The following is a 22,908-nucleotide window of genomic DNA, read 5'->3' as shown; positions in this document are numbered from 1 at the left end:
AAGGAAATGATCTTCTGGTTGCCATGCAGGCTGTTTATGCTTTGAGGCCATGAGCCTGCGCCAGATGGAGTACTTCCTCGCCGTGGTGGAGGAGTCCTCCTTCACCCGCGCCGCGGACACCCTGCACGTCACCCAGCCGGCGCTCTCCCACCAGGTCAAGGCCCTGGAACGGTCCGTGGGCGGCGCCCTGCTGGAACGCATGCCGCGCGGGGTCCGGCTCACCCCCATGGGCCGCGCCTTCCTCCCGCACGCCCAGCTCGCCGTGCGCAGCGCCCGCCAGGCCGAGCGGGCCGCCCGGGCCGCGGCCGGAGTGGCCGGCGGTGAACTGCACCTCGCCACCGTGCACGCCGTCGCCGTCGGGCTGCTCCCGGGCGTCGTGGCCCGCTGGCGGGCCCTGTACCAGGGGGTGTCGCTGGTACTGCGCGAATACGGCTCCACCGAGGCGCTGGAGGAGCAACTGGAACGGGGCGTCGCCGACCTCGCGGTGGGACCGGAGCCCGCGCGGTGGACCGGGCCGCTGCTGCGCCTCGACCGGGAGGAACTGGTCGTCGTCGTCCCCTTCGACGATCCGCTCGCGCGGAGGGGCTCCGTCCGCCTCGCCGAGCTCGCCCACCGCGACTGGATCCGCTGCGCGATGGAGCCGCTGGTCGACGGCGTCCTCGTCCTCGACCGGGCCTGCGGCGAGGTCGGCTTCACCCCGCGCACGGTGCTCCGTACGGAACACACCTCGACGGCCGTACGGATGGCGGCCGCCGGGGTGGGCATCGTCATGGCCCCGGCCCACATGGTCCGGGGCGCCGTCGGCGAGGACTGCGTGCTGCTCTCCCTCGACCCGGCGTGGCACCGGCGCCTGGCGGTCTTCTCCCGGGTCCCGCTGACCGGCGCGGCCGCCGCCTTCGCGGAGCTCGTCCGGGCCGGGACCCCGACGGCGGGGGTTACGCCGACGCGGGACGGGAGTGGTCGGCCAGACTGAGCAGCAGGTGAGCCGTCTCGGGATGGTAGAAGTCGGAATGCGCCCCGACCGGGTTGATCCTGGTGCTCCGGTACCGCCAGCTCGCGTCGACGTTCACGAAGGCGTGGTCCAGCGACGTGTGCGGATAGGGCGTGTCGGCACGAAGCAGCCGGGTGGCCCACACGTCGTTGGGCGCGAGTCCGGCGCCCGCGCGCGACAGGCGCATGCCTGAGTGCCCGATGCCGGGCTTGCGCTCGCCCAGCAGGTGCCAGAATCCCGTCGCCCGGTCGAAGCGGGAGTGGGTGAACACCAGCGGCCCGCCGACCGGTGAGGTGTGCCCCACGGGCCCGGGGCGCAGCCGCTTGAAGAGGGACTCGAAGGCCTCGGTGGGGGCGGCCATCTGGAAGACCGTCAGGGTGTCGACGGTGAACGGGCGCGAGGGGTGGACGGTGGTGCTCCAGCCCAGGGTGCCGCCCTGCTCGGTGTCCGCGGCCCGGATCACCGCCTCGCACAGGAAGCGGCCGCCGAAGGAGTGGCCCACCAGGTGCAGGTACTGGCCGCCCCGGGTGCGCAGGGTCCGGTCAGACGGATCGCCGCGCTCGGCGTGCAGGTATCCCAGCAGGTGGCCCAGGACGTGCGGGGCGTATCCGGTGCCGCCGGAGCTCATCGCGTGGGCCCGCTCGCGGATCTTCTCGTAGCCGCCCTTGGTGATCAGCGACGACGAGGGCCAGCGCACCACGACCGTCCACGGCGCGTAGCGTTCGCGCAGCCCCGGGTAGAGCGTCGCGCGAGCCGTGTGCTGGCGGTCCATGAGGGCGAGCAGGCGCTGCGCCGAGCGTATGGCCGAGCGACTGCCCGTCCGCCAGCCGTGCACGTACACGATGATGTCGGTGGCCCAGGACGGTGGACTGAGCCGTTCGGCCAGGTACCGGGCCAGCCGGTCGGCGCGCACCGGCCGGCCCGTGGCGGCGGACACCAGCCACCCGTCCTTGTCCAGGTCGACGGTGGTCAGTGCGTCGGGCGCCAGGGCCGTGGGCCGTACCGGGCGCCGCGTGTGCACCCGTCGCGGGCTTCGTTCGGTCATGAACTCGTCGGTCCTTCCTGGGGTGCGGGCAGACGGCTGTCCATCCCGCAGACGAGGCCGTATGTCAGGGCCAGCGGATTGCGGTACGTCGTGGCGAACCAGCGCACGGTCTCCAGCACGGCCCGTCCGGCGGGCAGGCCCTGGACCGCGTAGCGGGTCAGGAACTGCAGCGCGAACTCGGCTCCGAAGACCTGGGGCATGGCGATGGACGGTGCCAGGACCCCGACGGCGCCGTGCTTGACGAGGGCCGCGGCGATGCCGGCGTAGCCCGCGGTGGCCGGAGCCCCGGCGAAGCACACGTTGAGCAGGACCATGGGGTGGAACAGGCAGAGCGCGCCGTCCCGGGCGTTGGCCTCGGTGTGCCGTTTGCGGTACCGGTCCACGATCGACGCGTCGATCGGCATGGGATCGCTGAGGCGCAGGGCCTGCCAGGTCCGGTCCCCCTGCCTGACGTACTCGCCGTGGCAGTAGAAGTACATCAGGTCGTGGTCGACGACCGGCTGGTGCAGCGTCGCCAGCAGGTCGCTGCCGTGGAAGCGCTCGGTGAGCTCCGTCCGGTCGTCGAGGAGCTTGAGGACGTCGCTCGCGAGCAGGTTGTCCGCCAGTTCCTCGTCCGTCCAGGCGCTGGAGGCGGGGCGGGTGCGGGTGGACTCGTACCAGTAGGCGGTCGGGTAGGCGCCGGAGAGCGCCTCGATCTCGTGCCGGTGCCCCAGGAACGTGGCGAACGGATCCTCCTCACCGGGGGCTCCGGCGCCTGGACCGGCGCCGACTGCCAGGAGGGGCCAGGGCAGGTCGAGATCGGAGTCGAAGCGGATCCGCAGGTCCCGGCGCCCGAGCAGGTCCAGCAGTCGGCGCCGCACCTCGGCGAGTCCGCGGCCGTCTCCGGCGAGGAGCTCGTCGAGCAGGTACTGGCCCTCCTCGGCCAGCTCGCTCACCTGGGCCAGCACCTCGACGGCAGAACGGCCGCTGAGATCGGCGATGTTGGTGTACGGCAGGACGTCGAGCGGCCCCTGCTGCCGGGACGGCTGGTACGCGACGAACTCCTGCCAGCGGGATATGAGGCGGGCCGACAGCGTCCTGAGCTCCTCCGCGCCGGTCTCCAGCACCGTGTAGTACGAGCCAGTGCGGGGCTGCGGCAGGACGTCCGGGTGGCCCCACAGACTGATGGTGGTCACGGTGTCGGAGGGCGTTCGGATGCAGACGGTCAGGTGCCGCACTCCGCAGGTCGGGGGTTCCGCGAGCAGCCGGTAGCCGCGGCTGGGGTCCTGCGGGGCGGACAGGTCGATCTGGAGGTTCAACGGTTCAGAACTCCGGTCCATCGTGCCGGGCGGAGCCGAGGAGGGCGGGCTCCTCGGCTTCCAGGGTCGCGTCGAGTTCCTGCAGCACCACACCGTGCGCGCGGTCGTACACGGTGATCCGCAGCCGGTGCCGCCCCGGTGCGTGCGCGGTGAACGTGAAGGCCGCGGCCTCCCCTCCGGGTGCCTGTACGCGATAGCCCGCGCACGGCGGCACGAGGGTCGAGCCTGCTCCGCGCGGTGACGCCACCAGCATCAGCTCGGCGGGCGCGCGGGCGTCCCCGGAGGCCCGGTGCCAGGGATGACCGGGGGGCACGTCGAGGGTGAACTCCAGCCGGACGGCCCGCCCCACGTGCGCGGGGGCGTCGAGCAGCGTCAGCCGGGGAGTGCAGGCGGGCAGCCTGAGCAGGTGCGCGGGCGGCGCGGCGGATGCCGCGGGCTCCGGAGCCTGCGCCGCGCCGGAAGGCGCGCCCGCCGCGGCGGGGGGCCGGGGCGCGGCCTGGGCGTCCGGTGCGGGGGCCCCGCGCAGCAGTGCCAGACAGTGCCAGCTCGCCATCAGGACCACTCGTACCGTCCCGTACGCGGCGCCGAACACCGCCCCGGACAGCAGGGCGGTCAGCGGGTCCGGGGCCGAGGGCCGACTCACCAGGTGCCAGCCGAAGAGCGTGACCAGGGTGACCAGCACGCCCGTCAGGAAAGCTGCCATGGCCCGGCTGGTGGCGGTGGTGAACACGTGCACCAGCTGTTCCCGCAGGTGCTCCGAGAAGGAGCGCGGCGGCCGGTTGGCGACGGCCCAGTGCCCGCCGGGCATCGGTTCGTGCAGCCCGGCGAGCCGGCGCAGCGAGACCGCGGCTGCGGCCGCGGAGGTCCGGGCGCCCGGATGCGGGGAGAGCAGGACCGCCAGGAGCAGGGTGAGCTCGGCCTCCCCGGGGACCCGGGGAGGGCGGGCGTCGTGCACCTTCCGGATCCAGCGGAACCTGCGCAGCGGCCCGTACAGGAGACTGCGGCTGCCCATGAGGATCTCGTAGAGGACCATCCCCAGGGCCCACAGGTCTCCCGAGCAGCTCGGGGTGGGAGGCCGGTCGGCCGTGTGCCGGGCCAGTTCGGGCGCGGTGTAGCGGGAATCGGGACGCCAGGGCCGGAGCCACGGCCCCTGCCCGTCGTGCGGGGAGGGGGCCAGTCCGTAGCCGGCGAGGGCCAGGGTGCGGTCGCCACGGAAGAACACGCTGCGGGGGTCGAACCGGCCGTGCGCGATGCCCGCGTCGTGCATCTCCTGGAGTGCGGCCGCCATCTCCACCCCGAGGTACGCGGCCCCCGCGCCGCCGAGCTTGCCCTGCTCCTTCAGTAACTGTCGCAGGGAGATGGGCTGGACGGGATCCATCACGACCCAGACGGAGCCGCCGTGCTCGAACACGTCGTGAACGGCGAGGAGATGTGGACTGCGCGGCGACGACACCCGGCGGACCTGCCGCATAAGATCACCCGGTACGGCGATCTGGTCCTTGCTCGCCCGTGCTCTCGCGGCCGCCTTCGAGGACTTCGTCCAGCCCTTCCCCGACGGTGGCCGGGGCCCGGCCACCGCCGCCCGGTCCGGGAACGGTTCCAGTAACGGCTCGGACCCCGTCCGCTGCGCCAGGGGCTGTAGTTGCTGGACGAATACCTCCGCCCGTTCCTTCTGGTCGAAGGCCGACCAGTAGACGGTTCCCTCGTGTTCCTCCCAGGCCTGGTCCAGCCAGTACCGCTGCTGGAGCACCCCGGGGTTCTCGGCCGCCATGTACTCGCCCCCTCCACCCGGGCGCGCGGGCCGTGCGGCTCGGGTGCGAGGAAGCCTAGCGGGCGGCAGGCCACGCCGCAGGGGTTCAGCGGCGGAGCCAGACACCCACCGGACGGTCGGACAACAGTGCGGACACCTCGACCGAACTGCTGTGCCTGATAGGTGAGTTCGCATGCGGATGTGGTGAAAGGACCGGCGTCCAGGTGCCCGGCGGCAGGTCCACGCGGGTGTCGCGCCACCCGCCCGATCCCGCCAGTCGGTGGGACAGCCGCGTGGCCGCCACCAGCAGGCCCGGGGCCCGGGTGAAGGCCACCAGGTGGCCGGCCGCAGGGCCCCGGGCCGCGACCGGGGCGTAGCCGCGGAAGAGCTCCGGCCGGTCCCGGCGCAGCCGCAGCAGCACCGCCGTGAGGGCCAGCTTCTCCTCGGCCGGGCCGTGCGGGGCGGCGCCCGCGTCCAGCCGCGCCAGCGCACCGCTCGGGAAGTACGCCGGGCGCCGGTTGTCCGGGTCCACCAGGGCCCGGTACTCGGTCTCCGCGCCCTGGTAGACCTCCGGCACCCCCGGCATCGCGAGGTGCAGCAGCGCCATGCCGAGCAGGTTCGCGCGGGCCGCCTCCGCGAGTTCCGCCGGGAGGTCGAGCGGGGCCGGGGCGTAGCCGGGGACGGCCGTCTCGTACGCCTCGTCCCGGTCGGTCCAGCTGGTGCGCAGGGCGGCCTCGCGGGCCCCCTTGAGCAGGGCGTCGGCCAGCCGCGGCACCGCCTCGGGAGCCCGGCCGAGCCCGAGCGCGGTCTGCCGGGCCACCCAGGCCAGGTGGGGGTCGGGGGCCGCGCTCTCCCGGTCCATCAGCTCCGGCGCCTGCGACAACGCGGAGATCCGGGCCCTGACGTCCGCGCTGCGCTTGGTGTCGTGCGTGGACAGCACCGTGCCCGTCTCCGGCCAGTCCCGGGCCAGGGCGGCGCAGTACGCGTGGAACTCCTCGGGCGACACCGCCGGACGCCCCGGCTCCCCGCCCACCTCGGTGGCCGACAGCAGCGGCGCGTACCGGTAGAAGGCCCGGTCCTCCAGGGACTTGGCGCGCAGGGCCGCCGAGGTCTGGGCGAACCGGGCGGCGAAGGCCGGATCCCGCAGCAGCAGCTCCCGTACGCCGGCCACCGCGGCCGGACCGGCCAGCTCGGCCGCCCGCTCCAGCGCCTGCGGCGGCAGCTCGGGCTCGCCGGGATAGGGCCGGTAGACGGGAAAGGCGATCAGCAACTCGCGAACCGCACCGGCGAGTTCCCCGCCGGCCCGGCGCTCCAGCGCCCCCAGCTCGGCGGCCAGGTCGCCGGTCAGCACCTCCCGCGCACAGGCGCGGGCGGTCTCCGGCCACTGCGGCAGGCCGGTGCACTCGCCGTACCGGTCCGCCAGTTCCGCGGCGCCCTCGGGATCGGTGAACACCCCGTCGACCCGGTGCAGCGCGTCGTACCCGGTGGTCCCCGCCACCGGCCAGGCGGCCGGCAGCCGCTCGTGGCGGGCCAGGATCTTCTCGACCACCACCCAGCAGTCGTCGCCGACGGCGGCCCGCAGCCGGCCCAGGTACTCCTCCGGGTCGGCCAGCCCGTCCACGTGGTCGATCCGCAGCCCCTGCGCGACCCCGTCCCGGACCAGCTCCAGCACCTTCGCATGGGTGGCCGTGAACACGTCCGGGTCCTCCACCCGGACCCCGATCAGCTCCGAAATGGTGAAGAAGCGGCGGTAGTTGAGCGCGGTCGAGGTCTCCCGCCACCAGGCCGGCCGGTACCACTGCGCGGCCAGCAGCTCCGGCAGCGCCAGGCCCTCGGTCCCCTCCCGCAGCGGGAACTCCTGCTCCCCGTGGCGCAGCACCCCGCCGTCGACCCGCAGGTCGCAGGAGTCCACCGGCCCGGCGAGCAGCGGGAGCACCACCTGCCCGCCGCCGGCCTCCCAGTCGATGTCGAACCAGCGTGCGTACGGCGAGTCGGGCCCGTCCCGCAGCACCTCCCACAGCGGCCGGTTCAGCCGCAGCGGCGTCGGCACCGCCATGTGGTTGGGCACGATGTCGAGGACCAGGCCGAGGCCGTGCTCCCGGGCGGAACGGGCCAGGGCCCGCAGGCCGGGCTCGCCGCCCAGTTCGGCCCGTACGCGCGAGTGGTCGGTGACGTCGTACCCGTGGGCCGATCCGGGCGCCGCCTCCAGGACGGGGGAGAGGTGCAGGTGCGACACGCCGAGCGAGGCGAGGTACGGTACGGCCGCCTCGGCCGCCGCGAAGGGGAATTCCGGGCGCAGTTGGAGACGGTAGGTCGACGCCGGGGTGACGGGTTTCGGAACATCAGATTCCGATGCGGGGGTCGGGCGCGGCTGGCTCATGAGAACGTACGTACCCAACCTGCCGGATTCCGTGCCATGACCCAATGCATCCGAGTGACTGCGCCGGGTTAGTGTCGATCAAGTGGTCGGAACCGTCAACACCTATCGAAGAGTCATCGCCCTGACCGGGCCCCTACTCCCGCTCGTCTCTTTCCTCGCCCGCCTGCCCGTGGCGATGTCCCAGTTCGGAAGCTTTCTGCTGGTCGCCCAGACCAGCGGCTCCCTGGCCACCGCGGGCATCGTCGGAGGCACCCTCTCCATCGGCCAGGTCCTCTTCGGGCCCGTCCTCGGCTGGCTCGCCGACCGGCACGGGCAGCGGCCCGTCGTCCTGGCCGCCGCCGCGGTCAACGCCGTCGCCACCGCCGCCCTGGTCGCCGGTGCCCTCACCCACCTCGCGACCCTCCCGCTCGCCGAGATCGGCGCCCTCACCGGCGCCTCCGTGCCGCTGATCGGGCCGCTCGCCCGGACCCGCTCCGTCGCCCTCGCCCACCGCGCCAAGGCCGACGAGGGCGTCGTGGGCGCCGTACACGCGCTCGAAGGCACCCTGGACGAGGCCTCCTTCGTCTTCGGACCCGCCCTGGTCGGACTCGCCGCGCTGATCGCGCACCCGGCCTTCGCCCTGGCCGGCGCGGCCGGCCTCGTCGCCGTCTTCGGCAGCGCCTTCGCCCTGCACCCGACCGCCTCCGCCACCGCCGGCTCCCCGGCGCGCGCACGGCGTACGGGCCGCCGGGTCCGGCCGCCCGCGGTGGTCTACGCCGTACGGGGCTCCCTCGCCCTCCAGGGCATGATGTTCGGCGCCTGCCAGGCCGGCATCACCGCGCTCACCATCCGACTCGGCGTCCCGGACCAGGCCGCCGTCGTCTACTCCGCGATGGGCGTCGTCAGCGCCGCCGTCGGCCTCGCGCTCGGCGCGCTGCCCGCCCGCTTCGGCCTGCGGCTGCGCTGGCGGGTGGCGACCGGAGCCGCCCTCGTGCTCTCGGCGCCCCTGCTGGTCACCGACAGCCTGTGGCCGCTGTACGCGGTCGTCACCGTGCTCGGGGCCGCCTACGCACCCCATCTGATCACCGCGTTCGCGCTCACGGAGCGGGCCGTGGAACCGGCCCGGCTCGCCACCTCGATGGCCTTCGCCGCCAGCAGCCTGGTGGCCGGGCAGGCCGTGGCGCTCGTCGTCGCGGGGCGCCTCGCCGAGAGGTACGGCCCGAGCGGGTCCTTCGCCGTGGCCGTGGGGGCGGCCGCGCTCTGCCTGACCCTCGCCCTCGTCACCCGGGTGCCCGCCGCCCGTACGCACACCGCCCCGGCTGCCGGTCCGGCCGTGGCGCCGCCCGGCGAACCGGCCGCCGGGCAGGCCCGGCCACCGGTCCCGGACCCCGCCTACGCCGGCCGCTGAAGCACCACCAGGCACCGCCCCGTCAGCGCCACCCGGTCGCCGGCCGCGTACTGCGGCCCGGTGCCGGGTGGCAGTACGTCCGCCCGGGAGGTGTCCACCACCAGCCGCCACTGCGCGCCGTGCCCCGGCGGGACGGTGAAGTCCTGCGGATCCGCACCCGCGTTGAACATCAGCAGGAACGAGTCGTCGGTGATCCGCTCCCCGCGGCTGCCCGGCTCGGAGATCGCCTCCCCGTTGAGGAACACGGTCAGCGCCCGTGCGTGCTGCGCCTGCCAGTCGCGCGCCCGCATCTCCTCGCCGTGCGGGGTGAACCAGGCGATGTCGGAGAGCTCGTCGTGCGTGCCCTCCACCGGTCGGCCGTGGAAGAACCGGCGCCGCCGGAAGACCGGGTGGTCGCGGCGCAGCCACACCATCCGGCGGGTGAACTCCAGCAGCGACGGCGCCGGTTTGCCGGGCTCCGGCCAGTCCACCCACGACAGTTCGTTGTCCTGGCAGTAGGCGTTGTTGTTGCCGCCCTGCGTGCGGCCGAACTCGTCGCCGTGGCTGAGCATCGGCACCCCCTGCGACAGCAGCAGGGTGGCCGTGAAGTTGCGCATCTGCCGCTCGCGCAGGGCCAGGACCTCCGGATCCTCGGTCGGACCCTCCACCCCGCAGTTCCAGGACCGGTTGTGGCTCTCGCCGTCCCGGTTGCCCTCCCGGTTGGCCTCGTTGTGCTTCTCGTCGTACGAGACGAGGTCGTTCAGGGTGAACCCGTCGTGGCAGGTGGTGAAGTTGATGGAGGCCAGCGGGCGCCGCCCGTCGTCCTGGTAGAGGTCCGAGGATCCCGTCAGGCGCCCCGCGAACTCCGCGAGCGTGCGCGGCTGCCCGCGCCACAGGTCCCGCACGGTGTCGCGGTACTTGCCGTTCCACTCCGTCCACAGCGGCGGGAAGTTGCCCACCTGGTAGCCGCCCTCGCCGAGGTCCCACGGCTCCGCGATCAGCTTCACCTGGCTGACCACCGGGTCCTGCTGGACCAGGTCGAAGAACGACGACAGCCGGTCCACCTCGTGGAACTGGCGGGCCAGCGTCGCCGCGAGATCGAAGCGGAAGCCGTCCACGTGCATCTCGGTGACCCAGTAGCGCAGCGAGTCCATGATCAGTTGGAGCACGTGCGGGGAGCGCATCAGCAGCGAGTTCCCGGTGCCCGTGGTGTCCATGTAGTGCCGCGGGTCGTCCGACAGCCGGTAGTACGAGGCGTTGTCCAGCCCCCGGAAGGACAGCGTCGGCCCCAGGTGGTTGCCTTCGGCGGTGTGGTTGTAGACCACGTCGAGGATCACCTCGATGCCGGCCTCGTGCAGGGCCCGCACGGCCGACTTGAACTCCAGCACCTGCTGGCCGCGGTCGCCCGAGGCGTAGCCGTTGTGCGGGGCGAAGAAGCCGATCGTGTTGTAGCCCCAGTAGTTGCTCAGCCCGTCGTTGACCAGCCGGTGGTCGTTGACGAACTGGTGCACCGGCATCAGCTCCAGCGCCGTCACCCCGAGCTTGGCGAGGTGGCCGATGACCGCCGGGTGCGCGAGCGCCCCGTACGTGCCGCGCAGCTCCTCGGGCAGGTCGGGATGACGCATGGTCAACCCCTTGACGTGGGCCTCGTACAGCACGGTGTGGTGGTACTCGTGCCGCGGCGGCCGGTCGTTGGCCCAGTCGAAGTACGGGTTCACCACCACCGAGCTCATGGTGTGCGGGGCGGAGTCGAGGTCGTTGCGGGAATCGGGGCGGCCGAAGTGGTAGCCGTACACCGCCTCGTTCCAGTTCACCTCGCCGCTGATCGCCCGCGCGTACGGGTCCAGCAGCAGTTTCGCCGCGTTGCAGCGCCGGCCGCGCTCGGGCTCGTAGGGGCCGTGCACGCGGAAGCCGTAGCGCTGCCCCGGCATGATGCCGGGCAGGTACGCGTGGCGGACGAAGGCGTCCGTCTCGCGCAGTTCGACGGCGGTTTCGGAACCGTCGTCGTGGAGGAGGCACAGCTCGATGCGCCGCGCGGCCTCGGAGTAGACCGCGAAGTTGGTTCCGGCGCCGTCGTACGTGGCGCCGAGGGGATACGCCTGTCCCGGCCAGACCTGCATAGACAACGACTCTTCCCTCGTATCGAAAGACTCCCGGATGATCCGGCGTGGACCGCGTCACTGCCAGATCTTCCCCGAAAGAGGGCCCGCACGCGCGGACTTGGGAGTGGTCCTACCGGGTGACCCGCAGAGCTGACAGTCGGGTCAGCAGACTGTCGGCGCATCGGATAATGGGTCGATGGACAGTCCGTGTGCGGGCCATCGGGCTGCACCGGGCCGCGCGCGCGGGATACCCTTCCGTGATCACTGGAGACGGGCGTCCAGACGCAGAAGGCGGTGCACGGGTGAGCTCGGGAGGTCTGGAGCTGCCCCCTGGTGACAGCAGTCACGAGGGTGGCCCGGCGGACGCCCCAGGTGGTGTCCCCGGCGGGGCGCCGACGGGGATCCCGGCAGGGGCGGTCTCCCTGGCGGGCGGGCCGGCGGAGGCCGGGAACGCGCGGGCCGGAGCCGAACTGGACTGGGGCGCGGAGGCCTGGAGCGAGGTCCGTACGCGGGCGCAGCGGGCGGGCCGGGCGTACATCTGGCTCAACCTGATCGAACAGCGGCTGCGGTCGGTGGTCGGCGCGGTGCTGCGGCCGATCTACGAACCGGTGCACGGCGGGGACGACTGGGTCGTCGCGGCCGCCGGGCCCGCCGGGCAGGAGTGGGTGCAGCGGGCCGTTGCCGTGCGCGAGGTCAGCCGCCGCAAGGGCTACCTGCTCGACTCCGCCGACGACAACGTGCTGAGCTTCCTGACCCTGCCGCAGCTGCGGGAGCTGATGGTCCAGCACTGGCCCTGCTTCGAGCCGTACTTCGACGACCGGCGCGAGATCGAGCTGGCCCTGGACGAGCTGGAGGTCACCCGCAACGTCGTCTCCCGCAACCGGGCGCTGTCGCGGCCCGTGCTGGAGCAGGCGGAGCGGGCCTCGGCGCGGCTGCTGGAGGTGCTGGGCGGGGGCTCCGGCAGTCCCGCCGCGGACCGGCTGCCGATCGACGCCGTCGAGGACCTGGTGGGCGACCGGTACGCGGACGTCGTCTCGGTCCACCCGGACCGGGTGCGCCTCCAGCGCAACCTGCCGGCCGAGGACCTCTTCGGGGGCGCGCGGCGGCTCGACGCCATCGGGATAGGCCTCAACCTGCTGGTGCAGAACTTCTCGGGGCGAAGACTCGTCCGGCTGACGGAGGCGGGCTGCCGGGTTCGGCTGCTGTTCCTGAACCCGGCGAGCAGCGCGGTCAAACGGCGCGAGCGGGAGCTGGGGCTGCGCAAGGGCGAGCTGAGCCGTTCGGTCGAGATGAACATCCTGCACGTGCGAAGGGTGCGGGCGGGCCTGCGGGACCCCTCGCGCTTCGAGATCCACGTCTTCGACGAGACGCCGCGCTTCACCGCCTACCTGGTGGAGGGGCAGGCCTCGGGCATCGCGGTGGTCCAGTCGTACCTGCGGCGGGCGCGCGGCATGGAATCGCCCGTGCTGGTGCTGCGGGGCGGCGGCCGCGGGGTGCCCAAGGACGCGGACCACGGACTCTTCACGACCTACCGGGAGGAGTTCGAGTCGATGTGGGAGGACTCCCGGCCGGTGTCGTGAGCACCCCCCGGCAGGGGCGTCGCCGGGCTTGTCAGTGGCCCGTGGCAGGCTGAAACCCGTTGACCGAAGGTGTACGGGGGAGGGACAAGGGGTGGAGGACCAGCGCGGTACGGGGGGCTGGCACGGCCGGGTGCTGATCGGGTTCGACCTGGAGACGACCGGCACGGAGCCGGGCGAGTCGAGGATCGTGACGGCGGCCGTGGTCGAGGTGCGCGGCGGTGCGGTGCACGAGCGGCGAGGCTGGCTCGCGGATCCGGGGATACCGATTCCGGAGGGGGCCTCGGCCATCCACGGGATCAGCACGGAGCGGGCGGTCGCGGAGGGCCGCCCGGTGCGGGAGGTCGCCGACGAGGTCGCGCAGGCGCTGGTCGCGCACTGGCGTACGGGGGCGGTCGTCGTGGCGTACAACGCGGCCTTCGACCTCACGCTGCTGAGCGCCGAACTGGCCCGGCACGGGCTGCCCTCGCTGGCCGACCGGCTGGGCGGCGCGCGGACCGGCCCGGTGGTCGACCCGCTGACCATCGACCGCGCCGTGGATCGCTTCCGGCGCGGCAAGCGGACCCTGGAAGCGGTCTGCGGGGTGTACGGGGTCACGCTGGAAGCGGCGCACGACGCGGGCGCGGACGCGCTGGCCGCGGTCCATGTGGCCCGCGCGATAGCCGAGCGGCACCCGCAGGTGGCCGCGCTGACCCCGGCCGACCTGCACGCACAGCAGGGCACCTGGCACGCCCGCTGGGCCCGGGACTTCCAGTCCTACCTGCGCCGCCAGGGCACCCCGGACGCGGTGATCGACACCGCCTGGCCCCTGCGGGACCTGGTACCGGCCTGACCGGACCCGGCCGGACGGGGCGGTGGCGGGGCACACGAGAATCGGCCACGCCGATCCCGTACGGATGTGCGACGATCGCTCGTCGCACATCACCATGGGGGGTCCATGACAACCGCATCGGCGTCCGGAAGACGCCTGGTTTCCACCGTATTGACGTGTCTGTTCGCCATCCTCGCGGCACTGCTCGCGCCCGTGGGCGCAGCACAGGCCGCACCGGTCGCCGAGGACTGCGTCGGCGTCACCGAGGGGCGGTACGCGGGCACGTTCACCGCGGCCGGGCAGACGCACTGCCTGGAGCTGCCGAGCCCGCAGGGCGCCCGGATCGCCGCCCTCACCTCGCGCGGCGGCGCGGGCCTGACCGTCCAGGTCGAGGTGGTCGATCGCAACGGCACCGCGCAGTGCACCGCCGGCGATCTGGTGCGGGGCGAGTGCGCACTGACCGGGACGGCGCCGTTCCGCGCGCTGGTGCACGCCGACGACACCGAGGCCACCGGTCCGTACGGCGTCCACTTCGTCCGTACGGACGTACTCCAGAAGGAGTGCCGGACCCTGCCCGCGGGGACGTTCGCCGACGACTCGGGGACGGTGCGGCTGGAGACCGGCAACGGCGTCTTCTCGCACTGCCTGACGATTCCGGCCGACGCGCACTCCACCGCCGAGCTCCTCCGTGTCCGCTACAGCCTTCCGGACGACGCGGACCTGTTCCCGGACTACGCGATCACCATGATCGACACCGATGGCGACGGGCCGTCCTGCTACAGCCACCCCACCCCGGGCCAGCAGCTCCGGACGGACGGCCTCACCAGCTGCTCCTTCACCGCGGGCAAGGCCTACACCGTGCTCCTGGAGGGCCAGGACGTCCCGCGCGGCCACACCCTGGACCGCCGCGACGTCACCGCCACGGCCCGCGGCTGCGCCACCTCCGCCGCTACGGCGGTCGGCGCCCCGGCAACGACCGGGACGTCCGGCCAGAGCGGTACCCTGCGCTGCCACCGGGTCACCACGGCCGCCGCCACGGACCGGCTGCACGTCGACGTCCGGGACACCCACGACAGCACGCACATGCTGATCATGGACAACGCCGGCAACATCGCCTGCCATCCGCGGACCTGGGCGTGCACGCCCACCGGGTCCACCGGCTACCAGGTCGTCACCCAGGCTCCCGAGAACTGGTCCCTGCCCGCTTCCTACCGCCTCGACGCCTGGCGGATCGCCACGGCCGCCGGGCCCGCCGCCGAATGCAAGCGCGTCGGTTCGGTCGCGTACGGCTACGGCCCGCTGACCGGCACGCTCTCCGAGGAGCGGACCGGCGTGTGCGCCGTCCTGCCGAGCATCTCGGGCGACCGGTTCAGGGCCGACATCACCGCCACGGACGGTGGGACGTACACCCCGCAGCCCTCGCTGTACAGCAAGGCCGGGACCAACCTCTGCATGAACACCTCGTCCTCGTACGAGTGCCAGGGCTCCGAGCAGAGCCTGTTCGTCCTCGCGCTGCCGGACCGTACGGACCGCACGGCCTACCGCGCCGAACTCGTCTGCACCACCGCGCCGTGCGGCTCGGAGGAGGTGTCCGTCGGGACGGTCACGCCGACCAGCGTGCAGAGCGGTACGGTCGCCACCCTCACCGTTCAGGGCACCGCGCTGGGCATGGGCACCACCGTCCAGCTGACCGGCGGCCCGGCGCCACTGACGGCCACGACCGTCTCGGTCTCCGACGACGCCCGCACCCTGAAGGCGACCGTGGACCTGCGCACGGCTCCCGCGGGCAACTGGAACATCCGCGTGAGCGCGCTGGGCTCCTCGTACGGGGCGGGCACGCTGACGGTGACCCCGCCCGCGGTCTCCGGCCTGGGCACGTACAAGCCGGTCACGCCGACGCGGTTGATGGACACGCGCAGCGGGCTGGGTGTGCCGAAGGCGAAGGTGGGCCAGGGCGGGACCGTGACCCTGCAGGTCGCGGGCCGCGCCGGGATCCCGGCGTCGGGTGTCACGGCTGTCGTCCTGAACGTGACGGCGACCGACCCGACCACGGCCAGCCACGTCTCCGTGTACCCCGACGGAACGCCGCGTTCGAGTGCGTCGAACCTCAACTTCACCGCCGGGCAGACGATTCCGAACCTGGTCGTCGTCCCCGTGGTGAACGGGAAGGTCAGCTTCTACAACAACGCCGGTTCGGTGGACCTGATCGCCGATGTGGCGGGCTACTACACGACGGACGGCTCGGGTTCCTCGTACAAGCCGGTCACGCCGACGCGGTTGATGGACACGCGCAGCGGGCTGGGTGTGCCGAAGGCGAAGGTGGGCCAGGGCGGCACGGTGACCCTGCAGGTCGCGGGCAGCGCCGGGATCCCGGCCTCGGGTGTCACGGCCGTGGTCCTGAACGTGACGGCGACCGACCCGACCACGGGCAGCTACGTGTCGGTGTACCCGGACGGCACGACCCGTACCAGCGCGTCGAACCTCAACTTCACCGCCGGGCAGACGATTCCGAACCTGGTCGTCGTCCCCGTGGTGAACGGGAAGGTCAGCTTCTACAACAACGCCGGTTCGGTGGACCTGATCGCCGATGTGGCGGGCTACTACACGACGGACGGCTCGGGTTCCTCGTACAAGCCGGTCACGCCGACGCGGTTGATGGACACGCGCAGCGGGCTGGGTGTGCCGAAGGCGAAGGTGGGCCAGGGCGGCACGGTGACCCTGCAGGTCGCGGGCAGCGCCGGGATCCCGGCCTCGGGTGTCACGGCCGTGGTCCTGAACGTGACGGCGACCGACCCGACCACGGGCAGCTACGTGTCGGTGTACCCGGACGGCACGACCCGTACCAGCGCGTCGAACCTCAACTTCACCGCCGGGCAGACGATTCCGAACCTCGTCATCGTCCCCGTGGTGAACGGAAAGGTCAGCTTCTACAACAACGCGGGATCGGTGGACCTGATCGCCGATGTGGCCGGCTACTACACGAAGTAGCGCCGCAACCCCCGTCCTTGCGCCGGCCGATCGGGCCGGCGCAAGGACCGCGCCGTGGCTAGCGGGCGAGGAACGGGCCCAGCGCCGACGTGAGTTCGGCGGGCGCGTCCATCGCGATGAGGTGGGCGGCCGTCGGGAACTCGACCAGGGTGGCGCCGGGGATCTCGGAGGCGTAACGCCGGCCGATGTCCTGGAAGTCGGCGACGTCGAGCTTGCCGATGCCGACCAGGGTGGGGACGGAGATCCCGGACAGGTCGCCCCGTACGACGCCCTGGGAGTGCTCCCCGACGACGTCCTGGTTCACCAGCGACGTGCGGATCGGCTCGCGGAGCCGGTCGGCCAGGCCCGTGGCGACGTCCTCCCACGCGCGCGCCGGACCGCGCACCCACATGTCCAGGTTCGTGGCGACGGCGGCGTCCAGATCGCCCGAGGCCAAGGCCTGCGTCTCCGCCTCGTCGTAGGCGATCATCTCCGCGGACCAGTCGTATCCCGGCCACGGCGCGGCCAGCAGCGCGAGGGAGTGGACCCGGTCCGGGTGGGTCAGGGTGAAGTCCACGGCCACCCGGCCGCCCCAGGACGCCCCCACGAGCCGGACCCGCTCGTGCCCGAGGTGGTCCAGGAGGCGGCGCAGGTCGTCGGTCTCCCTGAACGGGCCGCTCGGCGGCGCGGATTGCCCGAAGCCCCGCAGGTCGTAGCGGATGACGGTGTGCCGTTCCGCGAGGGCGGGGACGACCGCGTCCCACATGTGGTGGTCGGCGATCCCGGCGTGCACGAGCACCACGGGCGGTCCGTCGCCGGTGACGACGTAGGAAAGGTGTCCGAGATCGTCGGAGAGTGTGATCATCCGCAGATATTCGCAGGTCGGTGGTGTCCCCACCACCCCTGAACCCTAGAAGGAACGCCACTGCGTCCGCGGGTCGCCGTGCCTGAGGGAGGCCACCCGGCGGCGGAACTCGGCCAGGGCGCCCGGGTCGGCGGGGGCGTGCTGGGCGACCCAGGCGCAGCTGGCCGTCTCGCGGGCGCCGCGCAGGACCGCGCAGCCCTCCCAGTCGCGGACGTCCCATCCGTACGCCGCCGCGAAGGCCTCGTACTCCCCGGCGGGCATCCCGTACCGGTCGCGGGACAGGGCCATCACCACCAGGTCGTGCTCGCGCAGGTCCGCCGATACGGTCTCCAGGTCCACGAGAGCCGGGCCGTCCGGGCCGACGTGGACGTTGCGGGGCAGGGCGTCGCCGTGGACCGGGCCCGGCGGCAGGTGCGGGGACAGGGCCGCCACCTCGTCCGCGTAGCCGTCGCGGCGGGAGCGCAGGTACGCCGCGTCGGCCGGGTCGATCGCGTCCCCCGCCAGCCGCAGCCAGCGCTCCACCCCGCCCAGCAGGTCCCGTGCCGGCAGGGCGAACGGCGGGTCGGGCAGCGCGTGGACGGCCCGCAGCAGCACCGCCAGGTCCTCGGGCCCCGCGGGCCGCACCGCGTCCGGCAGCCGGTGCCACAGGGTCAGCGGATGTCCGCCCACCAGCCGCGGCCGCGGCTCGGCCGCGCGGACCGCCGGGATGCCGGACGCGGCGAACCAGTCCGCCACCGCCAGTTCGCGCTCGGCCCGCTCCAGCAGCGCGGCCTCCCGGCCCACCTTGACCACGAGGTCGCCGGCCGCGAACACGGCGTTCTCGCCGAGGGCGAGCAGGACGGGCTCCGCGGTCCCGCCCCCGGTGAGGCCCGCCGCCGTCAGTACGTCCCTCGCCCGCGCTTCGTCCATGCGGCTGTTCTACCACCGCCCGGACGGGGCGGTCCGGGACGGCCGGTCAGAGGGGGTCGCCGAGCGGGCCGTGTTCCGCCTCCAGGCTTTTCGCCCAGTGGGCGGCGAAGTCGGGCCGGGTCCCGTCGGCGTCGGTGAACCCGTACTCCTGGTACAGGCCCCAAGTGGCCAGGGCCCGGCCGGACTTGGCCATGATCTGCGGGTCGGCGGCCAGCGCCGCGACCGCCCGGCCCAGATACGCGGGGGATTCGGAGTGGGCGAAGGCCGGGTCCTGTGCCACGCCGTCGTGCCAGGTGGCCTCGGTGACGCCGAAGTGGTCGAGCACGGCCTCCGAACGCAGGAACCCGGGGGTGATCGCCACGGCGGCGACGCCGTGCGGCCTGAGCTCGGCCGCCTGCGCGAAGGCGAGGCGGATCACCGCGGACTTGGCCAGGTCGTAGAAGAACGAGCCGCGGTAGCGGGCGGTGTTGCCGTCGGTGACCGGTCGGCGAGCGCCAGCAGCAGACCGCGCTTGGACCCGAACCGCTGCACGAGGGTGCCGGGCACCAGACCGACCTCGCCGGCCACGGCCGCCAGGGTGAGCCCCGCCGGCCCCACCCGGCCCATGACCCGGACCGCGGCCCGGAGGATCACCGCGTCCTCGACCCCGCGCGGGCGTGCCACGACCGGCCACCTCCCACTTAATAAATGCCTGTTCATTCATTGAACCCTCCGGTCGGGGGCGCGGCAAGCCCGGCCGGCGGGTGGTGGCTTCCGGTGGCCGGCCCGATGCTGGAGTGGTGGGTGCCGAAGAAGACGTGAGCGCAGGCCGCGGCCCCAGTGGCGTGGCACGGCGCGCGATCCGCACCACCCTCTGCGCGTGCGGCGCGTTCTACGTGTGCCTGTACGGGCTGGACCGGCCCGTGGCGGCGACGTACGCCCTCTTCGCGGTGGTCTCGATGGCCGCCCTCTCCCGCATCCCCGGTACCGGCGACCAGCGGGCCGCCGTACTGGTCAGGACCCTGCCGGTGGCGTGGCTGCTCCTGACCGCCGGCACCTTCCTCGCGGTACGGACCTGGACCGCCGTGGCCGGCATGCTGCTCTTCGGCTTCGCCATCGCCTTCGTGGCCGCGGTCGGACCCCGGGCGGCGGGCGCCGCCCCCGGGCTCCAACTGCTCTACATCCTGCCGTGCTTCCCGCCCTACGCACCCGACACCCTCGGCCAACGGCTGGGGGGCGCGACCTTCGGCCTGATCCTGCTCATCCTCGCCGAGAAGTTCATCCTCCCCGAGCCGCGCGGCACCACCTACCGGGAGCTGGCCGCCGGGGCGGCCGGCACCGCCGCCCGCTTCGCCGCCGAGCTGGGCCGGCCCCCGTACACGCTGCCCGCGGCCGAGGTCGAGACCGCCCGGAAGACCGGCGAGTCGCTGCGCCCCCTCCACGTGGAGGAGGCCGAACGCCCCGCCGGGCCGGGCCTGCGCGACCGCGCCCTCGCCCACACCGGCCTGGGGGCGCGCACCCTGCTCGGGCGACTGGTGACCCTGCCCCCGCCCCCTCCGGGGCAGCCGCCGCACAAGACCGGACAGCAGCTGCTGGAGACCGTCGGCCGGTCCGCCGCCGAGACCGGAGCCCTGCTGGCCGGGACGGGCCGCGCGACCGCCGAGGCCGACGCCCTGCGGCGGCTGCGGGAAGAGGTGAGGGAGGCCGCCGAGCGGGAGCCGCAGCCGGTGACCGAGGTGCGCGGCCGCCGACGGGCGGCGCTGCTGGAGGTGGCGGACGCCGCCGTGGCCTTCGCGACCGCCGCCGAGCTGGCGGTCCGGGGCCGGCGCGCCCCGCTGCCCCCCGGGACCGACTCCGGCCGGTTCTGGTACGCGGGCCGGCGCGCGCCCCGCCTGTGGTGGCACCGGCTGGCGGCGCACGCCGGGCCGCGCTCCGTGCACTTCCAGAACGCCGTCCGGATCAGCCTCGCGCTCGCGGCCGCCCGCACGCTCGCCGGCGTGGAGTCGCTGCCCCACGGCTTCTGGGCGATGCTGGCCGTCCTCAGCCTGACCCGGACCACGGTCTCCCAGACCAAGGCGACCGTCCGCCAGGCACTCGCCGGGACCCTGCTCGGCGCGCTCCTGGCCGCCGGGATCCTGGCCCTGGTCGGCGGCCACACCACCGTCTACGCCGTCATCCTGCCGCTGGTGATGCTCGTCGCCTTCACGGTGGGACCGGTCCGGGGCGTGGGCTGGGCCCAGGGCATGTTCACCCTCGTCGTGTCCTTCGTCTTCGCGCAGCTGGCGCCCGTGACCTGGAGGCTGGCCGGGGTCCGGCTCATGGACGTGATCATCGGCAGCACGGTCGGCGTCGTGTTCGGACTGCTGGCCTGGCCGCGGGGGGCGCAGACCGAGCTGCACCGCGCGGTCGCTCTGCTGCTGGCGCGGGAGGCCGAGACGGTCGAGGCCACTACGGCCGCCGTGGTCGCCGGCAGGCGGGACACCGCCCCCGACGACCGGGCGCTCCAGCTCGCGCTGGCGCTGGCGGAGAGCGCGTACGCACAGCGCCAGAGCGAGCCGCGGGCGCCGGTGGCCGGCGCGCCCGACTGGCAGGCGGCCATGATCACGGGCCACCACGTGCTCTGGGGCTCCCGGAGGCTGCTCGCCCGCGCCGGCCCGGACCTCGGGCCGGGCAACGGGGAGCGGCTCAGCGGCCGGGCGGACGGTGTGGCCGCCCGGATGAGGGGTGCGGCGCAGCGTGCGGCCACGATCCCGTCGGCGGACGGGTCGCACGGCAGCGGTGCCGCCGCCGTCGGCGCGGCCGCCGAACCGGCGGCCGGACTAGGCGGAGGAGGCGGAGGAGGCGGAGCGGGCGGCGGTGCCGCGCAGGTGCCGGAGGTCGTCGCCCCGTCCGAGTTCTTCGCCGCCCAGACCTGGCTCGACTCGCTCGCCCTCGACGTCGAGCGCGTTCTGGCGCCCTACCGCGCCCCCGATCCGGCCGGGGCCGACTCCACCGACGGGGCCGCGCCCCGTCCACCGCGGTCGGCCTGAAACAGATTGCACGAGACGTATCGTCTCGCTAGAGTCGGATCATGACCTCAGCCAAGCCCGCCCACATCGCCATGTTCTCCATCGCCGCCCACGGGCACGTGAACCCGAGCATCGAGGTGATCCGGGAGCTCGTCGCCCGGGGCCACCGCGTCAGCTACGCCATCCCCGCCGCCTTCGCCGAGAAGGTCGCCGAGACCGGCGCCACGCCCGTGATCTACACCTCCACCCTTCCCACCGACGACGACCCGGAGGCCTGGGGCACCGAACTCATCGACAACCTGGAGCCCTTCCTGAACGACGCCATCCAGGTCCTCCCGCAGCTCGCCGCCGCCTTCGACGGCGACGAACCGGACCTCGTCATCCACGACATCACCTCCTACCCGGCACCCGTGCTCGCCCACCGCTGGGGCGTCCCCGCCGTCTCCCTCTCCCCGAACCTCGTCGCCTGGGAGGGCTACGAGGAGGAGGTGGCCGAGCCGATGTTCGCCGGACTGAAGGCCTCCGAGCGCGGGCAGGCGTACTACGCCCGGTTCACCGCCTGGCTCACCGAGAACGGCCTCGACGGCCAGATCGAACGTCTCCAGAGCCGCCCCCGCCGCAGCCTCGTCCTGATCCCCAGGGCCCTCCAGCCCCACGCCGACCGCGTCGACGCCTCCGTCCACACCTTCGTCGGAGCCTGCCAGGGCGACCGCAGCGCCACCCAGGGCACCTGGAACAGGCCCGAGGCCGCCCACGGCAAGAAGGTCGTCCTGGTCTCGCTCGGCTCGGCCTTCACCAAGCAGCCCGCCTTCTACCGCGCCTGCATCGACGCCTTCGCGGACCTGCCCGACTGGTACGTGGTCCTGCAGATCGGCAAGTTCACCGACGAGGCCGACCTGGGCGAGGTCCCCGCCGACGTGGAGGTCCACCGCTGGGTGCCCCAGCTGGACATCCTGCGCCAGGCCGACGCCTTCATCACCCACGCGGGCGCCGGCGGCAGCCAGGAAGGGCTCGCCACCGCCACCCCGATGGTCGCCGTCCCCCAGGCCGTCGACCAGTTCGGCAACGCCGACATGCTCGCCTCCCTGGGCGTTGCCCGGCACGTCCCGATGGCCGAAGCGGACGCGGCCACCCTCCGCGAGGCCGTCCTCGCCCTCGTCGCCGACCCCGCCGTCGCCACCCGCGCCGAGGAGATCCGGGCCGCGATGGCCGCCGAGGGCGGCACACGCCGGGCGGCCGACCTCATCGAGGCCGAACTGTCATAGGCGCCACCTAAGGTGCCCCCATGACCAAGAAGGCCACGGAGACGACGAAGTACGCGGCGCTGCTGCGCGGGATCAATGTCGGCGGCAGCAAGAAGGTCCCGATGGCGGAGCTGCGCTCCGTGCTGGACGGACTCGGGCACGGCGACGTGCAGACGTACCTGCAGAGCGGCAACGCGGTCTTCAGCAGCGCGAAGACCGACCCGGTGGCGCTCGCCCGGGAGCTGGAGACGGCCATCGAGGACCACTTCGGCTTCCGGGTCGCGTGCCTGGTGGTGGACGGGACGTACCTGCGGGCCGTCGCGGAGGCCTGCCCCTTCCCGGCCGCGGAGCTGGAGGGCAGGCAGCTCCACGCCACCTTCTTCTCCGAGCAGCCCGGCCCGGAGCGCTTCGCCGCGCTCGACGGGGCCGCGTTCCTCCCCGAGGAGTACCGGCTCGGCGACCGCGTCCTCTACCTCTACGCCCCCGACGGCCTCGGCCGCTCCAAACTGGCCGAGGCCCTCGGCCGGGCCGCCGTCGTCAAGGGCATCGACGTGACCACCCGCAACTGGAACACCGTCGCCAAGCTCGTGGAACTGACCACGCCCTGAAGCGACTT

Annotated in this window: 16 protein-coding genes and 1 pseudogene; 8 read left to right on the top strand and 9 right to left on the bottom strand. The window is 73.6% G+C overall.

The annotated features are described in order from the left end of the window. Nucleotides 1–49 precede the first annotated feature (49 nt). On the top strand, nucleotides 50–973 hold the full coding sequence (locus tag OHA91_RS09380) for a LysR family transcriptional regulator (RefSeq protein WP_266492890.1): 924 nt from the start codon (nucleotides 50–52) through the stop codon (nucleotides 971–973). Here OHA91_RS09380 and OHA91_RS09375 read toward each other — a convergent pair. The 4 genes from OHA91_RS09375 to treY all read right to left on the bottom strand — a co-directional run bounded on the left by OHA91_RS09375 (nucleotide 936) and on the right by treY (nucleotide 7,464). Next, a complete protein-coding gene (locus OHA91_RS09375) occupies nucleotides 936–2,036 on the bottom strand; it encodes a hypothetical protein (protein WP_328739032.1) in 1,101 nt (366 codons plus the stop codon). The genes OHA91_RS09380 and OHA91_RS09375 overlap by 38 nt on opposite strands. After that, a complete protein-coding gene (locus OHA91_RS09370) occupies nucleotides 2,033–3,334 on the bottom strand; it encodes a hypothetical protein (protein ID WP_266492894.1) in 1,302 nt (433 codons plus the stop codon). The genes OHA91_RS09375 and OHA91_RS09370 overlap by 4 nt, the downstream gene beginning before the upstream one ends. 4 nt (nucleotides 3,335–3,338) lie before the next feature. Then, nucleotides 3,339–5,105 (bottom strand): protein kinase domain-containing protein, encoded by a 1,767-nt coding sequence (locus tag OHA91_RS09365; RefSeq protein WP_266492896.1) that lies wholly within the window; start codon nucleotides 5,103–5,105, stop codon nucleotides 3,339–3,341. 85 nt (nucleotides 5,106–5,190) lie between these two features. Then, the gene (gene treY, locus OHA91_RS09360; RefSeq protein WP_328739031.1) at nucleotides 5,191–7,464 is read right to left on the bottom strand and encodes a malto-oligosyltrehalose synthase; all 2,274 of its coding nucleotides are present in this window, start codon (nucleotides 7,462–7,464) and stop codon (nucleotides 5,191–5,193) included. 82 nt (nucleotides 7,465–7,546) lie between these two features. Here treY and OHA91_RS09355 point away from each other — a divergent pair, with 82 nt between their 5' ends. Beyond that, nucleotides 7,547–8,851, top strand: a complete 1,305-nt coding sequence (locus OHA91_RS09355; RefSeq protein WP_328739030.1) for an MFS transporter — start codon at nucleotides 7,547–7,549, stop codon at nucleotides 8,849–8,851. Here the strand turns inward: OHA91_RS09355 and glgX are convergent. Next, complete coding sequence (glgX, locus tag OHA91_RS09350; protein WP_328741106.1) at nucleotides 8,836–10,950, bottom strand: glycogen debranching protein GlgX; 2,115 nt, start codon at nucleotides 10,948–10,950, stop codon at nucleotides 8,836–8,838. The two genes, OHA91_RS09355 and glgX, sit on opposite strands and share 16 nt — an antisense overlap. A gap of 284 nt (nucleotides 10,951–11,234) precedes the next feature. Here glgX and OHA91_RS09345 point away from each other — a divergent pair, with 284 nt between their 5' ends. From OHA91_RS09345 to OHA91_RS09335, 3 genes are all read left to right on the top strand, one after another. Continuing rightward, nucleotides 11,235–12,512: an SAV2148 family HEPN domain-containing protein gene (locus OHA91_RS09345; protein ID WP_031151290.1), complete on the top strand. Its 1,278-nt coding sequence runs from the start codon at nucleotides 11,235–11,237 to the stop codon at nucleotides 12,510–12,512. Nucleotides 12,513–12,603: 91 nt separating this feature from the next. Beyond that, nucleotides 12,604–13,341, top strand: a complete 738-nt coding sequence (locus OHA91_RS09340; protein ID WP_031151292.1) for a 3'-5' exonuclease — start codon at nucleotides 12,604–12,606, stop codon at nucleotides 13,339–13,341. A gap of 105 nt (nucleotides 13,342–13,446) precedes the next feature. Next, complete coding sequence (locus OHA91_RS09335) at nucleotides 13,447–16,308, top strand: hypothetical protein (RefSeq protein WP_328739029.1); 2,862 nt, start codon at nucleotides 13,447–13,449, stop codon at nucleotides 16,306–16,308. Between the two features lie 58 nt (nucleotides 16,309–16,366). On the opposite strand, the gene OHA91_RS09330 is transcribed toward OHA91_RS09335, so the two are convergent. The 4 genes from OHA91_RS09330 to OHA91_RS09315 are packed head-to-tail and all read right to left on the bottom strand — an operon-like array spanning nucleotide 16,367 to nucleotide 18,724. Further along, a complete protein-coding gene (locus OHA91_RS09330) occupies nucleotides 16,367–17,152 on the bottom strand; it encodes an alpha/beta fold hydrolase (RefSeq protein ID WP_031151305.1) in 786 nt (261 codons plus the stop codon). Between the two features lie 45 nt (nucleotides 17,153–17,197). Continuing rightward, a complete protein-coding gene (locus tag OHA91_RS09325; protein ID WP_328739028.1) occupies nucleotides 17,198–18,061 on the bottom strand; it encodes a phosphotransferase enzyme family protein in 864 nt (287 codons plus the stop codon). A 46-nt stretch (nucleotides 18,062–18,107) separates the two neighbouring features. Further along, nucleotides 18,108–18,479 (bottom strand): hypothetical protein, encoded by a 372-nt coding sequence (locus OHA91_RS09320; RefSeq protein ID WP_381706944.1) that lies wholly within the window; start codon nucleotides 18,477–18,479, stop codon nucleotides 18,108–18,110. Then, entirely contained in the window at nucleotides 18,476–18,724 is a 249-nt protein-coding gene (locus tag OHA91_RS09315) for a helix-turn-helix domain-containing protein (RefSeq protein WP_381706947.1), read from the bottom strand. The genes OHA91_RS09320 and OHA91_RS09315 overlap by 4 nt, the downstream gene beginning before the upstream one ends. 134 nt (nucleotides 18,725–18,858) lie before the next feature. Here OHA91_RS09315 and OHA91_RS09310 point away from each other — a divergent pair, with 134 nt between their 5' ends. The 3 genes and pseudogenes from OHA91_RS09310 (at nucleotide 18,859) to OHA91_RS09300 (ending at nucleotide 22,900) form a co-directional block, all read left to right on the top strand. Further along, nucleotides 18,859–21,069, top strand: a complete 2,211-nt coding sequence (locus OHA91_RS09310) for an FUSC family protein (protein WP_328739026.1) — start codon at nucleotides 18,859–18,861, stop codon at nucleotides 21,067–21,069. 6 nt (nucleotides 21,070–21,075) lie between these two features. Further along, a pseudogene (mgt, locus tag OHA91_RS09305) lies at nucleotides 21,076–22,313 on the top strand (macrolide-inactivating glycosyltransferase). A 20-nt stretch (nucleotides 22,314–22,333) separates the two neighbouring features. Beyond that, nucleotides 22,334–22,900, top strand: a complete 567-nt coding sequence (locus OHA91_RS09300; protein WP_031151319.1) for a DUF1697 domain-containing protein — start codon at nucleotides 22,334–22,336, stop codon at nucleotides 22,898–22,900. Nucleotides 22,901–22,908 lie beyond the last annotated feature (8 nt).

The sequence above is a fragment of the Streptomyces erythrochromogenes genome (genome assembly GCF_036170895.1).
GTDB lineage: Bacteria > Actinomycetota > Actinomycetes > Streptomycetales > Streptomycetaceae > Streptomyces > Streptomyces erythrochromogenes.
The sequence above is the reverse complement of the archived record's forward strand: the minus strand, read 5'-3'. Positions and strand labels throughout refer to the sequence as shown.

What these genes read in the sequence shown, in the direction of transcription:
- OHA91_RS09380 (WP_266492890.1), top strand. Translation starts at nt 50, where the DNA reads ATGAGCCTGCGCCAGATGGAGTACTTCCTCGCCGTGGTGGAGGAGTCC.
- OHA91_RS09375 (WP_328739032.1), bottom strand. Translation starts at nt 2,036, where the DNA reads ATGACCGAACGAAGCCCGCGACGGGTGCACACGCGGCGCCCGGTACGG.
- OHA91_RS09365 (WP_266492896.1), bottom strand. Translation starts at nt 5,105, where the DNA reads ATGGCGGCCGAGAACCCCGGGGTGCTCCAGCAGCGGTACTGGCTGGAC.
- treY (WP_328739031.1), bottom strand. Translation starts at nt 7,464, where the DNA reads ATGAGCCAGCCGCGCCCGACCCCCGCATCGGAATCTGATGTTCCGAAA.
- glgX (WP_328741106.1), bottom strand. Translation starts at nt 10,950, where the DNA reads ATGCAGGTCTGGCCGGGACAGGCGTATCCCCTCGGCGCCACGTACGAC.
- OHA91_RS09335 (WP_328739029.1), top strand. Translation starts at nt 13,447, where the DNA reads ATGACAACCGCATCGGCGTCCGGAAGACGCCTGGTTTCCACCGTATTG.
- OHA91_RS09330 (WP_031151305.1), bottom strand. Translation starts at nt 17,152, where the DNA reads ATGATCACACTCTCCGACGATCTCGGACACCTTTCCTACGTCGTCACC.
- OHA91_RS09325 (WP_328739028.1), bottom strand. Translation starts at nt 18,061, where the DNA reads ATGGACGAAGCGCGGGCGAGGGACGTACTGACGGCGGCGGGCCTCACC.
- OHA91_RS09300 (WP_031151319.1), top strand. Translation starts at nt 22,334, where the DNA reads ATGACCAAGAAGGCCACGGAGACGACGAAGTACGCGGCGCTGCTGCGC.